General features: G+C 66.8%; 12 protein-coding genes. 3 read left to right on the forward strand and 9 right to left on the reverse strand.

Translation table 11 applies throughout. The features are described from left to right. Nucleotides 1-6: 6 nt before the first annotated feature. The 7 genes from AC1Q9M_RS01055 to AC1Q9M_RS01085 all read right to left on the reverse strand — a co-directional run bounded on the left by AC1Q9M_RS01055 (nucleotide 7) and on the right by AC1Q9M_RS01085 (nucleotide 7,899). Nucleotides 7-1,059, reverse strand: coding sequence for a FemAB family XrtA/PEP-CTERM system-associated protein (locus AC1Q9M_RS01055; protein ID WP_382326763.1), 1,053 nt, complete (start codon nucleotides 1,057-1,059; stop codon nucleotides 7-9). Continuing rightward, nucleotides 1,052-1,921, reverse strand: a complete 870-nt coding sequence (locus AC1Q9M_RS01060) for an XrtA system polysaccharide deacetylase (protein WP_382158258.1) — start codon at nucleotides 1,919-1,921, stop codon at nucleotides 1,052-1,054. The genes AC1Q9M_RS01055 and AC1Q9M_RS01060 overlap by 8 nt, the downstream gene beginning before the upstream one ends. Before the next feature lie 16 nt (nucleotides 1,922-1,937). Next, nucleotides 1,938-3,056, reverse strand: coding sequence for an XrtA/PEP-CTERM system-associated ATPase (locus AC1Q9M_RS01065; protein ID WP_492432010.1), 1,119 nt, complete (start codon nucleotides 3,054-3,056; stop codon nucleotides 1,938-1,940). 3 nt (nucleotides 3,057-3,059) lie between these two features. Then, nucleotides 3,060-4,640 (reverse strand): TIGR03016 family PEP-CTERM system-associated outer membrane protein, encoded by a 1,581-nt coding sequence (locus AC1Q9M_RS01070; protein WP_444686466.1) that lies wholly within the window; start codon nucleotides 4,638-4,640, stop codon nucleotides 3,060-3,062. A 22-nt stretch (nucleotides 4,641-4,662) separates the two neighbouring features. Beyond that, the gene (locus AC1Q9M_RS01075; RefSeq protein WP_444686465.1) at nucleotides 4,663-5,610 is read right to left on the reverse strand and encodes an XrtA-associated tyrosine autokinase; all 948 of its coding nucleotides are present in this window, start codon (nucleotides 5,608-5,610) and stop codon (nucleotides 4,663-4,665) included. 15 nt (nucleotides 5,611-5,625) lie between these two features. Further along, entirely contained in the window at nucleotides 5,626-7,182 is a 1,557-nt protein-coding gene (locus AC1Q9M_RS01080; RefSeq protein ID WP_492432012.1) for an XrtA system polysaccharide chain length determinant, read from the reverse strand. Nucleotides 7,183-7,263: 81 nt separating this feature from the next. Then, nucleotides 7,264-7,899, reverse strand: coding sequence for an XrtA/PEP-CTERM system exopolysaccharide export protein (locus AC1Q9M_RS01085; protein ID WP_291116680.1), 636 nt, complete (start codon nucleotides 7,897-7,899; stop codon nucleotides 7,264-7,266). Nucleotides 7,900-8,154: 255 nt separating this feature from the next. Here AC1Q9M_RS01085 and AC1Q9M_RS01090 point away from each other — a divergent pair, with 255 nt between their 5' ends. Further along, nucleotides 8,155-9,351 carry an amino acid aminotransferase gene (locus tag AC1Q9M_RS01090; RefSeq protein ID WP_382158268.1) on the forward strand — a complete coding sequence of 399 codons (1,197 nt, stop codon included), beginning with the start codon at nucleotides 8,155-8,157 and terminating at the stop codon, nucleotides 9,349-9,351. A 60-nt stretch (nucleotides 9,352-9,411) separates the two neighbouring features. Here the strand turns inward: AC1Q9M_RS01090 and ygiD are convergent, their stop codons facing one another. Beyond that, nucleotides 9,412-10,293 (reverse strand): 4,5-DOPA-extradiol-dioxygenase, encoded by an 882-nt coding sequence (gene ygiD / locus AC1Q9M_RS01095; RefSeq protein ID WP_492432015.1) that lies wholly within the window; start codon nucleotides 10,291-10,293, stop codon nucleotides 9,412-9,414. 232 nt (nucleotides 10,294-10,525) lie between these two features. Here ygiD and AC1Q9M_RS01100 point away from each other — a divergent pair, with 232 nt between their 5' ends. Together AC1Q9M_RS01100 and rsxB are read left to right on the forward strand one after the other, a co-directional pair. Continuing rightward, nucleotides 10,526-11,920 (forward strand): polyhydroxyalkanoate depolymerase, encoded by a 1,395-nt coding sequence (locus AC1Q9M_RS01100; RefSeq protein WP_492432017.1) that lies wholly within the window; start codon nucleotides 10,526-10,528, stop codon nucleotides 11,918-11,920. Between the two features lie 46 nt (nucleotides 11,921-11,966). After that, a complete protein-coding gene (rsxB, locus tag AC1Q9M_RS01105; protein ID WP_492432019.1) occupies nucleotides 11,967-12,629 on the forward strand; it encodes an electron transport complex subunit RsxB in 663 nt (220 codons plus the stop codon). A gap of 9 nt (nucleotides 12,630-12,638) precedes the next feature. Here rsxB and AC1Q9M_RS01110 read toward each other — a convergent pair whose 3' ends face one another. Then, entirely contained in the window at nucleotides 12,639-14,159 is a 1,521-nt protein-coding gene (locus AC1Q9M_RS01110) for a methyl-accepting chemotaxis protein (protein WP_492432021.1), read from the reverse strand. Nucleotides 14,160-14,235: the final 76 nt, after the last annotated feature.

Here is a 14,235-nt window from a genome sequence, read left to right on the forward strand (position 1 = left end):
CGTCGCTCAGCCCAGATTGCGCACGATGAACGGGCCCAGCCAATTGGCCACGCCAATGGGCAGGCGCCGCCAGGTCGCGATCAGCAGCTTGTACTTGGCGTTGGCCGGGTTGTTCTGCGGAATGCCCTCGCGCTTGTACAGGCGGTACTCGTAGTTCAGCGGCGTGGGCTCGAAGCCCCAGTTCTTCTTGAACGCGTAGGGGCCGGTGCCCTCCTTGCTGCGCCCGTAGTCGAACACCTTGAGTCCGCGCGCGCAGGCCAGGCGCATGAGTTCCCAGTACTTGAAGTCGTTGGCAGCGAGGTCGCGGGCGGCCTCGTCGTCGCCCGCGTAGTACGGCAGCACCTCGTCGCGGAAGTAGAAGCTGAGCACGCTGGACAGCGGCGTGCCTTCGGCCGAACACACGGTCAGCACCTCGGCGTCGGCACCGAAGGTCTTGAGCAGGGTCTGGAAGTAGCGCTTGGGCATGGCCGGCGTGCCGTGGCGGTGCACGTTGTCGGCGTACAGGGCGAAGAAGCGGTCGACGGTCGGGTCGATGTGCGAGGTCAGGCCGTTCTTGATGCCCTTGCGCACCATCGCGCGCTGCTTGCGCGGGATGGCCAGCATGTTGTCCTCTTCCTTGGGCAGGATGGCCTTGCGGAAGGTGACGTAGAGCTCCTGCACTGGCCAGTCGGTGTGGCGGCGCTCGATGTGGCGCAGCTCCAGGTGGTCGGTGCCGAGCTCGACGGCCAGGCGCTGGGCCTCGGCTTCGAGCGCCGTGGCGGCCTCGGGGGTCGCGGCGGCCGCGCCGCCGTACACCGCGAACGGCAGGCCGGTCAGCGCGTTGCCGAACAGGCGGCTGTTGACATGGGCCAGCGGCAGCACGCCCTGGATCTCGCCGCCGGACTCGGCGTAGAGAAAGTAGGTGTCGTGGCGGAAGACGTCGCGGATGACCGTCTGCCAGCCCGCGCGGTGGAAGAACGTGGCCTGCGGCTGCGCCAGGACGAAGGCGTCCCAGCGGGCGATCTGGTCGGCTTGGGCGCTGTCGAGGCGGTGGATGCGCAGAAGAGCAGGCTCAGACAACGGACACCTCTTTCTTCACGCGGCTGCCGATGAAGATGTTGTCCATGCGGTCCCATTGGAAATCGTCCAGCAGGCGCGCGAGGCGCTGTTCCGTGCGGCCGATGTTGACGTAGTGGCGAAAGCGGGTCTTGAGGTCGATGCCGGCCACGCGCGGTTGCCCGGGGTCGATCTCCCAGGGGTGGAAGTAGAAGATGGCGGATTGCTCGTCCTGCCTGTTCACCTGCTGCAGCATCCAGCGCGAGAGCGCATAGGGCATGAGGCGGAAATAACCACCGCCGCTGGACGGCAGGTTGCGGTTGAACATGCGCAGCGTGGTCGGCGGCACTTCCATCATGCCGCCCGAGGTCTCGTAGGCGAAGCGCGGCGCATCGGGCATGCCGTAGTGGTCGTGCTTGACCGGGTAGATGCTGGAGCTGTAGCGGTAGCCCGCGCGCTGCAGGGTGTCGAGCGCCCACAGGTTCTTCGCACCGATGGAGAAGCTCGGCGCCCGATAGCCCCAGACCGCCTGGCCGCCCAGGTCTTCCAGCAGGCCCTTGGAGCGCGTGATGTCGTCGAAGAACTCGGCCTCGGTGAGGTCGCTCACCCGCTGGTGCCCATAACCATGGCTGGCGAGTTCATGGCCTTCGCGCACGATGCGGCGCACCATGTCGGGGTAGCGCTCGGCGATCCAGCCCAGGGTGAAGAAGGTGGCGTGGGTGTTCTTCGCCGCGAGCAGCTGCAGGATGCGGTCGATGTTGTGTTCGACCCGGCACTCGCAGCGGTCCCAATCGGCGCGGTCGATGTAGGGCGCCATGGCCGAGACCTGGAAGTAGTCTTCGACGTCGATGGTCAGCGCGTTTTCGATGGGTGCGTTGGATGGCATGGGAACCCCCTTGGGATCAGTTGCTGCCGTTGTTGCGCGACTTGCGGGTGGCCGCGACGATCTTCCTCAAGGCACCGAGGATCTCCAGGCTCACCCGCTCCTGGCGCAGCACGCTGCGCTCCATGCGCAGCAGGCGGGTGCTGAGCTGCTCGGCCGTCACGCGGGTGAGCTCTTCGCCGATGCCGTCCACCACGCCCGGGTCCAGGTCGAGGTCTTCGGGGCCGATGCCATCGACCAGCGAAGGGCGGGCCTCGGCGCCCCCGCCCGCCTTGGGCAGGTGGGCCCAGCGGTCGTCGCTGCCCTGGTGGTCCGGCGCGGGCACCGCGCTCTCGGCGTGCATCTCCGCGACCACCTCGTTGAGCGCATCCAGCGTCAGGGTCGGCGATTCGGACAGGTAGCCCTGCAGCAGCAGGCGGTCGCACAGGGTGTTGATGCGGCGCGGAATGCCGCCGCTGTGCTGGAAGATGCCGGCGAACACCGCCGGCTCGAAGACCGGCTTGTCCACCGCGCCGGCGCACTTGAGCCGGTGCTCGATGTAGGCGCGGGTGTCCTCCTCGTCCAGCGGGCCGAGGTGGCAGCGCGCGGTGACGCGCTGGCGCAGTTGCAGCATGCCCGGGCCCTGCAGGATGGTGCGGAACTCGGGCTGCCCGACCAGGAAGGTCTGCAGCAGGGCCTGCTCGCCGAACTGGAAGTTCGACAGCATGCGCAGCTCTTCCACCGCCAGCGGTTGCAGGTTCTGCGCTTCGTCCACGATCAGCAGGCAGCGCTTGCCCTGGGTCGTCTGGGTGATGAAGAAGGCTTCCAGCGCCATCAGCATGTCGGCCTTGCCGGTGCCGCGCACGGGCACGCCGAAGGCCGCGCAGACCAGTTTCAGCGCGTCTTCGGCGCCCAGCTGGGTGCTCACCAGGTGGGCCGCCACCACCGAGCCGTTTTCCAGGCTGTCGAGCAGGTCGCGCACGATGGTGGTCTTGCCGGCGCCCACCTCACCGGTGATGACGATGAAGCCCTCGCCGCGCATGACGCCGTACACGAGGTACGAGCGCGCGCGCCGGTGCGGCTTGCTGCTGTAATAGAAACGCGGGTCGGGGTTGAGTTGGAAGGGTTTGCTGGTCAACCCGTAATAGGCTTCGTACATGTATCAGAACCGGTGGGTGACCACGCCCAGGATGGCGGTTTCCTTGTAGGGGAAGGTGCCGCTGTAGAGCGAACGCCGGAGTTGCACGCTGCCGCTGGTGCGAGCGGCCAGGCGCGTGCTGACGCCGAACGTCAAGGTCTTGAGGGTGTTGCTGAACGAGGTGTTGATGCCTTCGTTCGTCTGCCGCGTGAAGGACACGTTGGCCGAGGTCAGCCGCGTCAGGCGGTGGGCGTAGGTGACCCGCCAGGCCTTCTCGACAATGTCGGAGGCGATGTTGAAGTCGTCGCTGAGCGTGATCACCGGATTGAGGCGGCGCCCCGTGTTGCGGGCCACGGCCACCACAAAGGCATCGCGGGGACCGAACAGGCCCAGCGAAAGCTCCTGCAGGCGTTGCACCGACGCCGACGAGGTGAGGAAGCCCGGGTTGAGCTGGAAATCGGCCGGCAGGCCCAGGCGCTGCAGCTCGGCATTCACCTGCTGCGCCCGCCGCACCGGGTCGGACTCGTTGGACAGCGCGTCGATCAGGCCATAGAGCGAACCCTGGGACGCGCCCGCGGCATCCAGCTGGCTGGTGACCACGTCGCGGGTGTCCACATAGCGCCAGATCGCGCGCCGGCTGCGGTACTCGACCTCGACGTTGTGGCCGTTGCCGAAATAGCGGTTGGACCGCTCGGCGAAGACGCGCGTGCGATCGGAGGGCCGCCATTCGACACCCAGCCCGGTGGAGCGGTACGACTTCATGTCGGGGGTCAGCAGGTCGTTGGACTCCACGCCGACCAGCGCCGACAGGGTCAGCGTCGGGTTCAGCGCGTAGAACAGGCGGCCATTCACCGCGTCCAGGGTCTGCCGCTGTCCGAAGCTGTAGTCGAGCTGCGTGCGACCCGCTTCGAGCGTCCAGCCCAGCGATTGCCCGGTCACCTGCCGCGACAGCCGCGCCAGGCCCTCTTCGGAGCTGATGTCGGAACGCAGCCGCGTGTCGGTGCGGGTGGTCTGGTAGGCGTAGCGCAGCTCGTAGTCCACCGAACCCATCAGGCTGCCGCGCAGGTAGGGCGAGAACCGGAAACTCGAGGTCTCCGACAGGTTGTCGTTGCCCAGGGCGTCGATGCTCGGCGACTCGAATGCCGAGATGGCCTGCTGGCCGATGATCCCGGAGAAATCGATGAAGGCGCGGTTGTCCCAGGCCTCGAAGGTGCCATTGGTGTTCAGGGACTGCTGGATGTTGTCCTGCACCGTGTTGCGCGCGTCGTAGATGCCGCGCAGCGAGTAGTCGAAGAAGCCCTTGAGGCGCGGCTTGTTGACCACCACGCCAATGCCCGGGCTGATTTCGGTGATCTGCTCGCTCTGGCGGTTCTGCGTGGAGAGATCGCCGTTGTTGGAAAAGCCCTGGCTCACGGAGATGCGGGGCGTCACCCAGATGGCAGGGGGCGGGGCCACCGGCGTCTCCACCTCCACCAGATCCCCTGCGGGACCGACTTCCTGCGCCCTCACCTGGGCATGCAGCGACAGCACGAGCAGGCCCGACAAGGCCTGCACCAGCGTGGCCACCGGGAACGATGTGGGCCGGCGGGATGATCGATGTGTCACTGGGAAACCTCCGTGAACCGATTCAAGCCGGCGTGGTCTCTGAGACCTGGGCGTCGCTCGACGCCCCGTGCCCGTAGCCGTAGCCGTACCCATAGGCATCCTGATCGCCACCATGCACCTGGTTGAGCACCATGAGCTTGATCGGGCACGACTCGATCGTCGTCAGCGCGTGCCGGACCTGGGACTGCAGGGTCTTCTCGGCCTGCACCACCACCACGATCTGGCCCATGTGCGTGGCCAGCACGCGGGATTCGGTGGTCAGCAGCAGGGGTGGCGAATCAAAGATGATGATGCGGTCGGGGTAACGGTGGCCCATCTCTTCAATCAGATCGGTCATCGCGTCGCTGGCCAGCAGCTCCGTGGCGCGCGGATGCGGCGTGCCGCTGGGCAGCAGGCTGAGCTTGTCGATGTTGGTGCGCAGCAGCGTGTCCGACATCTCCATCTGCTTGTTCGTCAGCAGGTCCAGCAGGCCGGGGCCGGGCGGCAGGCCCAGCGTTTTCATGATCGAAGGGCGGGACACGTCGGCATCGACCAGCAGGACCGTGTAGTCCAGCTCCATGGCGATGCTCATCGCCAGGTTGATGGCGGTGAAGCTCTTGCCTTCGCCGGGCATGGCGCTGGTCACCATGATGCGGTTGCCATGCTGCACGACCGAGGCCCCCTTGCCGGTTGCATTGGCGATCAGGGGGCGTTTGATGACACGGTACTGGTCGGCGATGGCGGCGCGCGGCGCGTTCGGCGTGACGAAGCCCGCCTCGGTGAGCCCGGCCAGATCGAGGCGCACGCTCTTGGAGACGGTCTTGGCGGCCTCTTTCATCACGGGCGCAGGCTTGGCGGCAGCGGCCACAGGCGCCGTGGTTTCGGGTGCGCTGGTGGGCGCCGCGGCGGCATCGGGCACCGCCGGCATGTCGGCGCCGGCCTGTCGCAGTTGCTCAAGCCGTTGGGCTGCTTTTTCAATCAAGCTGGACATGTTTTCAGATCACCTTCAAAGGCTCGATCGGTACGACAAGGTCACCATACCGATGAGGAACAACACGACCAAGGCCATGATGGCCAGCAGGAAACGCCGCAGGCTTCGGGATTCGCGCCGGCGCATGGCGTCGTTCTTGACCAGGGTCACCACGCCCAGCAGGGGCAGCTCGGTGGCACCACGCAAGGCCGAGGCATCGAAGAACACCGGGCGCAGCTGACTGACCAGGAAGGTCACGCCAACACCCGCGGCCAGCGCGGCCAGCAGGGCCACGGGCAACAGCAGTGCGCGGTTGGGGGCCACCGGGCGGCGCGAGACCTGCGGCGGTTCGACCACGCGGAAGTCGGCCAGGTTGGAGGTGCTTTCCAGCTCGCCGCTCATCAACACGGTCTCGCGGCGCGACACCAGGTCCTGGTAGTTCTTGCGGTGGATTTCGTAGTCGCGGTTGAGCTGGGCCAGCTCGGCTTCCATCTGCGGCGCCACCTTGAGCTGCTCGCGCAGGCGGGCCGAGCGGCCTTCGTATTCGCCGACGCGGGCGCGCAAGGACGCCACCTGCACTTCGGCCGAGGCCAGCGTGCGCGTGATTTCCACGATGGCCGGGTTGTTCTCCACCACCGGCGAGGCGGGCGAGGCCGCGGCGGCGCGGCGCATTTCAGCGATCTCGCGGCGCTTCTGGTCTTCCAGTTCCTTGATCAGGCGGCGCGTGTTGAGCACGTCCGGGTGCTGGTCCGTGAAGCGTTGCAGCAGGGCGTCCAGGCTGCGCTTGAGCGCATCGATGCGGGAATCCAGGTCGGGCGTGGCCAAGTTCAGCGACGAGGTGTCGGGCGCGGTCCGCGCCATGCTGCGCGCCTGCTCCAGCTGCTTGCGCGCGGCCTCGCGGGCGCTCTCGGCTTCGCGCAGCTCCAGGCGGGCCTGGCTGAGCGTGCTCAGCATCTCGGCCATGCGGCCGGCCACATCGAGACCCCCCTGCCCTTGCATGTCCAGGTTGCGCAGGCGGAAATCCTTCAGGCGGGACTCGGCTTCGGACAGCTTGTTCTCGTAGTTCTTGATCTGCTCTTCGATGAACTTGCGGGCGTTGTCGGAATCGGTGCCGGCGGCGCCCTTGCCCGACTCGACAAAGATCGTCAGCAGCGACTTGACCACCTGCAGCGAACGCTCCGGGTTCTCGTCGCGGTACGACAGGGTGTAGAGGTTGTCGCGCCCCGTCGAGCGGATGGCGAGCGACTTGAACAGGTTGTCCACCAGGGCATCGCGCTGCGCCTTGGTTTGGCCCGCGGTTTCCAGCTGGGCCATCTGCATGAGCTTTTCCACCGTCGGCCGGTTGATCAGCGTGCGGCTGAGCATGGCCACCTGCTGCTCCACATCGGGCTGGATTGCCAGACCGGTCATGAGCGGGCGCAGGATCGACTGGGTGTCGACGTACACCCGCGACGTCGCCTCGTAGCGATCGGGGATCATCAACACGCCGGCGGCGCCCACGGCGGCCACGATCCAGGCGATCAGCACCCCGAGTCGGCGGTATTTCCACATGCCCCGCAGGGTGGTGGAGATTTGGTTCAGGAGATCGTGCATGCAGAAATCTGTGTGTGACAGCAGAACAGCGAGGGACTGGCTGGTCGCCCGACCAACCCCGAGGCCGACCGGACGGCGGCCTTAGAACCAGCCCTGCGGGATGATGAGAATGTCGCCGGGCAGCATTTCCACGTTGGCGGAAATGTCGCCGCGCTTGACCAGGTCCTGCAGCCGCACGCTGTAGCGCTTGTTGCTCTCAGCGGCGCGCACGATGGTGGCCTTGTTGCCGTCGGCGAAGTCGGTCAGCCCGCCCACCGCGATCATCACGTCCATGACCGTCATCTTCTGCTTGTAGGGCAGGAACTGCGGCTTGGTGGCTTCACCCACCACACGGATCTGCTCGCTGTAGGGGCCGACGAAGTTGGTGACGATCACCGTCACGACGGGATCGCGCACGAACTTGCCCAGCGCCTTCTCGACGTCGCGGGCGATTTCGGAGGACGTCTTGCCCTGCGCGACGAGTTCGTCGACCAGCGGCGCGGACACCTTGCCATCGGGGCGCACGGGCACCGTCAGCGAAAGCTCGGGGTTGCGCCACACGGTGATGTTCAGCGTGTCGCCCGGTCCCACCAGGTAGTTGTAGTTGGCGGTGCTGGCCACCACCGGCGCGGCCGGCAGGTTGCTGTTGCTCGCGCAGCCACTGACACCCACCAACAACGCGGTTGCAGCGGCGCCAATGGCGAGAACACGAACGAGACCGGAAGTATGTTTTCGCATGACCCATTTCCTCCATGGAACGGTGAAATGTTAATAAAAGTTAACGCCCTTTTGAATATACCGCAGACATGCGGCAATGGAACGCTTGTAAACGGTAACGAATACCCAAACCCTCCTCTGTCATGAGGAAGCGCACGCTTGTGGCGAAAACATGCATGCGAAGGCCACAACGGGCACACCATTTGGCATCAGGAACGCAACACGCCCGGCCGCTAAAATGCCGGTTGCTCCCGACCTCAACCCAGGAAACCCAGCATGTCCCTCTTCTCCGCCGTCGAAATGGCGCCGCGCGACCCGATTCTGGGTCTGAACGAACAGTTTGCCGCCGACACCAACCCCAACAAAGTCAACCTCGGCGTCGGTGTCTACTTCGACGACAACGGCAAGCTGCCCCTGCTGCAATGCGTGCAGGCGGCCGAGAAGACCATGATGGACAAGCCTGCCGCGCGCGGCTACCTGCCCATCGACGGCATCGCGGCCTACGACGCCGCCGTCAAGAGCCTGGTGTTCGGCAGCGATTCGGAGCCGGTGAAGTCCGGCCGCGTGGCCACGGTGCAAGCCATCGGCGGCACCGGCGGCCTCAAGATCGGCGCTGACTTCCTCAAGCGCCTCAATCCGAACGCCAAGGTCCTGATCAGCGACCCGAGCTGGGAAAACCACCGCGCCCTCTTCACCAACGCGGGCTTCACGGTCGACAGCTACGCCTACTACGACGCCGACAAGCGCGGCGTCAACTTCGACGGCATGCTGGCCAGCCTGAACGCCGCGCAGCCCGGCACCATCGCCGTGCTGCACGCCTGCTGCCACAACCCGACCGGCTACGACATCACCCCGGCCCAATGGGACCAGGTGATCGCCGCCGTCAAGGCCCGCGGCCTCACGCCTTTCCTGGACATGGCCTACCAGGGCTTTGGCCACGGCATTGCCGAAGACGGCGCGGTCATCGGCAAGTTTGTCGCCGCCGGCCTGACCTTCTTCGTCTCGACCTCGTTCTCCAAGAGCTTCAGCCTGTACGGCGAGCGCGTGGGGGCCCTGTCGGTGCTGTGCGAAAACGCCGAGGAAGCCTCGCGCGTGCTGTCGCAGCTCAAGATCGTGATCCGCACCAACTACTCCAACCCGCCCATCCACGGTGGCGCGGTGGTGGCCGCCGTCCTGAACAACCCGGAGCTGCGCGCCCTGTGGGAAAAGGAACTCGGCGAGATGCGCGTGCGCATCAAGGCCATGCGCCAGAAGCTGGTGGACGGCCTCAAGGCCGCCGGCGTGAAGCAGGACATGGGCTTCATCACCAGCCAGATCGGCATGTTCAGCTACTCCGGCCTGAACAAGGACCAGATGGTGCGCCTGCGCAGCGAGTTCGGCGTCTATGGCACCGACACCGGCCGCATGTGCGTGGCCGCGCTCAACAGCAAGAACATCGACTACGTCTGCCAGGCCATCGCCAAGGTGGTCTGAGTCGGGTCTGACGCAAAAAAGCCGCTCGATGAGCGGCTTTTTTCATGGGCCGTCCCGGGTTCAGCTCCAGATGACCGAGCGCATGGAGATGGAGGCGCCCTGGAAACCGTCGTTGAAAAAGCGCGGCTCCTCCTTGTCGGTGACCGCACCCGCCGTGTACAGCAGCGGCAGGTAGTGCTCCCAGCTGGGGTGCGCCATCTGCGCCACGGTGCCCAGCTGCTGGAAGTCGTTGAGCGCCTCCAGCCGCCCCTGAGCGAGGTGCTCGGCCGTGATGCGGTCGAACTCGATCGCCCATTCGTAGGCCTGGTTGTCGGCCGCGTCCCGGCGCATGGTGCGCAGGTTGTGCACGATGTTGCCGCTGCCCACGATCAGCACACCGCGCTCGCGCAACTGGGCGAGCTGGCGGCCGACAGCGAAATGCTCGGCCGCGGGCCGGCGGTAGTCCATGCTGAGCTGGATGACCGGGATCTCCGCGGCCGGGAACATGGGCTTGAGCACCGACCAGGTGCCGTGGTCCAGGCCCCACTCGCGCTCGTCCAGGTCCAGCGCGCGGCCAGAGTCGGGCTGCCTGACCACCCCACTGATGGCACGGGCCATGGCTGGCGAGCCCGGCGCGGGGTACTGCTGGTCGAACAGGGCCTGCGGAAAGCCGCCGAAGTCGTGGATGGTGGGAGGCTGGCTCATGGCCGTGAGCTGCCAGCCCGGGGTCAGCCAATGCGCCGAAACGCACAGGATCAGGCTGGGCTGCGTGCCCCGCGCGCGCAGTTCCTGGCCCAGGGCCTGCCAGCTGCGGCGCCAGGCGTTGTCCTCGATCGCATTCATGGGGCTGCCATGCCCCAGGAACAGCACCGGCAGGCGCTCGGTCGCAGGCAGCGCGGCGGCCAGATCGGCCAGACCGGCGGCGGCGGACGTGGGTGAAGGGACGGAGGCCGAAGTGCTCATGTAGGTTCCGAGGGCGGTGGCCGCGAGGGCCCCGCCGGCGATCAATAGGGGGCGACGTTGCATGGGGGGTGGCGATCGGCGGAAAAGCCATGGAGCCCGCCGCCGCGCACGAAGTTCCGGCAGGATTCTTTCACGAAGGTGACAACAACACCCGGGGGTATAGTGTTTTCACCCTTATAGGGACTTGCACATGCTGCTATATTGCACTGCAACATAACCAGATTCGACGCCCATGCTGTACCAGATTTACGAAACCCAGCGCTCGATCATGGAGCCGTTCGCTGACCTGGCCGAGGTCGCGTCCAAGCTCTTCACCAACCCCATGCTGCCGCTGGCCCAACTGCCGGGTGCCCAGCGCATCTCCGCCGGTTACGACCTGATGCACCGGCTGGGCAAGGACTACGAGAAGCCGGTGTTCGGCATCCACACGGTGGATGTGGACGGTGTGGACATCGCGATCCACGAGCGCATCGAGATCGACAAGCCATTCTGCGAGCTGCGCCGCTTCAAGCGTTTCTCCGACGACACCGAGACGCTGGCCAAGCTCAAGGGGCAGCCGGTGGTGCTCATCGTCGCCCCGCTCTCGGGCCACTACGCCACGCTGCTGCGCGACACCGTGCGCACCATGCTCAAGGACCACAAGGTCTACATCACCGACTGGAAGAACGCCCGCCTCGTGCCGATGGCCGATGGCGAGTTCCATCTGGACGACTACGTGAACTACATCCAGGAGTTCATCCGTTACCTGCAGCAGGGCTACGGCAACTGCCACGTGATGAGCGTCTGCCAGCCCACCGTGCCGGTGCTCGCGGCGGTCTCGCTGATGGCCAGCCGGGGCGAGACCACGCCGCTGTCCATGACCATGATGGGCGGCCCCATCGACGCGCGCAAGTCGCCCACGGCGGTGAACAACCTGGCCACCCAGCGCAGCTACGAGTGGTTCGAGAACAACGTGATCTACCGCGTGCCCGACAACTTCCCCGGCGCCGGCCGCCGCGTGTACCCGGGCTTCCTGCAGCACACCGGTTTCGTGGCCATGAACCCCGACCGCCACGCGTCGAGCCACTACGACTACTTCAAGGACCTGATCAAGGGCGACAACTCCAGCGCCGAGAGCCACCGCAAGTTCTACGACGAGTACAACGCCGTGCTCGACATGGACGCCGACTACTACCTCGAAACGATCGAGACGGTGTTCCAGGAATTCAAGCTGGTCAACGGCACCTGGGACGTGAAGAACGAACAGGGTGAGCTGGAGCGCGTGCGTCCGCAGGACATCAAGCGCACCGCCCTGCTCACGGTGGAAGGTGAGCTCGACGACATTTCCGGCTCCGGGCAGACGGCCGCCGCGCACGACCTGTGCACCGGCATCCCGAAGACGCACCAGATGCACTACGAGGCGCAGGGCGCCGGCCATTACGGCATTTTCAGCGGCCGGCGCTGGCGCGACATGGTGCACCCGGTGGTCAAGACCTTCATCCGCGCGCACCAGCCCGCCGCGGATGCCGCGCCTGCCGCAGCGAAGCCGGCCGTGAAAGCGGCCCCCAAGGCCGTGGCGCGCAAACCGGCCGCCAAGGCACCGGCAGCGGCCCGCAAGACGGCCAGCCGCAAAGCCGCCAAGGCCTGAGCGGCGAAGCCCACGGCGCCCTGGCGGCGCCGGTATATTCGCGGGCATGAACGACCTCGCCCGGCGCATCGACGCCGCCCTGCCGCAGACCCAGTGCACGCGTTGCGGTTACCCCGACTGCGCGAGCTATGCGCAGGCCATCGCGGACGGCGAAGCGGGCATCAACCAGTGTCCCCCCGGCGGGGCCGAAGGCATCGAGCGGCTCTCCGCCCTCACCGGCCAACCCGTGCAGGCGCTGGACCACCGCTTCGGCATCGAAGGCCCGGTCACCGTGGCGGTGATCGACGAGGCCTGGTGCATCGGCTGCACGCTGTGCATCCAGGCCTGCCCCACCGACGCCATCCTCGGCATCCACAAGCGCATGCACACCGTGGTGGAGCCCTATTGCACCGGCTGCGAGCTGTGCCTGCCGGTCTGCCCCGTGGACTGCATCTCGCTGGAAATCGTGAGCGGTGAACGCACCGGCTGGCAGGCCTGGTCGGCCGAACAGGCCGCGCAGGGGCGCGAGCGCTACAGCCTGCGGCAACAGCGCCTGGCGCGCGAGAAGCGGGAACACGAAGTGCGGCTGGAAACGAAGGCGCGCGAGAAACTGGCCGATCTGGCCGCGCACTCGAAGATCAGCGACGAGGCCGTGCTGGACAAGAAGCGCGCCGTGATCGAAGCCGCGCTGGCCCGTTCCCGCGCCAGGCGCGGGCAGACCGGCGGCTGACCCGCCCCTTCAGGCGCCCTGGCGCGCGGCCACGGTCTTGTAGACACCGCAGCCCACGTAGAGATCGTCGATCTTCATCACGTAGGACATCTTGGCCTGGATGGCGCCGGTGACCGGGTTGGCGATGTCGTACTCCACCCAGCCCTCACCCGCCTCGCCCTGCGCGACGATGGCGTTGAGCAAGGCCTGCCCGTCGACACCCGCGATGTCCTGCACCCGGCTGCCCACCTTCTCCGGCTTGCCGCCGAAGGCGCGGTAGACGCCCGTGCTGTCGAGCGCGAACACGTACATGTCGCGGTCGTGAAAGCCACTGGAGGGCTCGGTGATCGAGCGCGAAAACGCCTCGCGCCCGCCTTGTTTGCGCTGAGCCAAGGCACGGCTCACCAATTGCATGGCCTCATCGGCCGTGCCTTGCTGCAGCATGAAGGAGGACACCGCTTTCGACAGGTGGGCCGCGCGCTGCTCCAGCTGGTTGGCCTGCTGCACCGCGCGTTCCACCATCTGGGCGTTGTGCTGGGTGATCTGATCGAGCTGGGTCACGGCCGCCGAGATCTCGCTCAGGCCGGTGCTCTGCTCCGCGCTCGACGCGGAGATCAGCGACATGTTGGCCGCCACGCCGCGCACGCCGGTGACGATCTGACCGATGCTGTTGCCGGCCGTGCGGATCTGGGCCACGCCCGCCTCCACCTGGCTGCGCGAGGCTTCGATCAGCTCGCGGATTTCCTTGGCCGAGGCGGACGAGCGCTGGGCCAGCGTGCGCACCTCGGCGGCCACCACCGCGAAACCCCGGCCCTGTTCACCGGCCCGAGCGGCTTCCACCGCCGCGTTCAGCGCGAGGATGTTGGTCTGGAACGCGATGCTGTCGATCACGCCGATGATCTCGTTCATCTGCTGCGCGCTCTTCTGGATGCCTTCGACCGACTCGACCGCATGGCCCATGTACTTCGCACCCGACTCGGCCACGTCGCGCACCTGCGCGGCCTGCTGGTCGGACTCGCCCGCGGTGCGGGCGTTCTGCTGCACCGTGCCCGAGAGCTCGTGCACGCTGGCCGCCGTCTGCTCCAGGTTCGCGGCCTGCTGCTCCGTGCGGTCGGCGAGGTCGCGGTTGCCCATCGCCAGGCTCTTGCCGGCGTGGGCGACGAGCGCGGAATTGCTGCGCACCTCGGCCACCATGGCCGAGAGGTTGCCGATCGTGCGGTCCAGCAGGCGCGCCAGCTCGGCCAGTTCGTCGCTGCCCTGCACGCGAATGGTGGCCCGCAGGTTGCCCGACACCGTCTGCCCCATGGCGCCGAGCACCTGCTGGAAGTCCGCGGTGAAGCTGACGTAGAACGAGACCATGAGGTAGGCCAGCAGGGCCAGGCCTGCGATCGCGACCATCAGGGCGCCGCCGTGCAGCCCGTCAGGGCCTTGCAGGCCCCAGGCGAGCAGCAGGGGCAGGACCGACGAGGCCGCGAGCAGCAGAAGCTTGCCGCGCAGGCGGAACCGGCGCATCAGGGCGATGCCGGGCAACAGCGGATGGAATCCGGACATGGGTGTACCGCTCCTCGGTGTGAATGGGTTCTTATCGGTGCCGCGCCATCCGCCTTGAGCCGGGGAAACCCCGTGG

The sequence above is a fragment of the Hydrogenophaga sp. GW823-FHT04C09 genome (assembly GCF_058796355.1).

Coding starts and splice junctions, on each gene's coding strand:
- AC1Q9M_RS01090 (WP_382158268.1), top strand. CDS start 8,155: ATGTCCCTCTTCTCCGCCGTCGAAATGGCGCCGCGCGACCCGATTCTG.
- AC1Q9M_RS01060 (WP_382158258.1), bottom strand. CDS start 1,921: ATGCCATCCAACGCACCCATCGAAAACGCGCTGACCATCGACGTCGAA.
- AC1Q9M_RS01075 (WP_444686465.1), bottom strand. CDS start 5,610: ATGTCCAGCTTGATTGAAAAAGCAGCCCAACGGCTTGAGCAACTGCGA.
- ygiD (WP_492432015.1), bottom strand. CDS start 10,293: ATGAGCACTTCGGCCTCCGTCCCTTCACCCACGTCCGCCGCCGCCGGT.
- AC1Q9M_RS01065 (WP_492432010.1), bottom strand. CDS start 3,056: ATGTACGAAGCCTATTACGGGTTGACCAGCAAACCCTTCCAACTCAAC.
- AC1Q9M_RS01100 (WP_492432017.1), top strand. CDS start 10,526: ATGCTGTACCAGATTTACGAAACCCAGCGCTCGATCATGGAGCCGTTC.
- AC1Q9M_RS01080 (WP_492432012.1), bottom strand. CDS start 7,182: ATGCACGATCTCCTGAACCAAATCTCCACCACCCTGCGGGGCATGTGG.
- rsxB (WP_492432019.1), top strand. CDS start 11,967: ATGAACGACCTCGCCCGGCGCATCGACGCCGCCCTGCCGCAGACCCAG.
- AC1Q9M_RS01110 (WP_492432021.1), bottom strand. CDS start 14,159: ATGTCCGGATTCCATCCGCTGTTGCCCGGCATCGCCCTGATGCGCCGG.
- AC1Q9M_RS01085 (WP_291116680.1), bottom strand. CDS start 7,899: ATGCGAAAACATACTTCCGGTCTCGTTCGTGTTCTCGCCATTGGCGCC.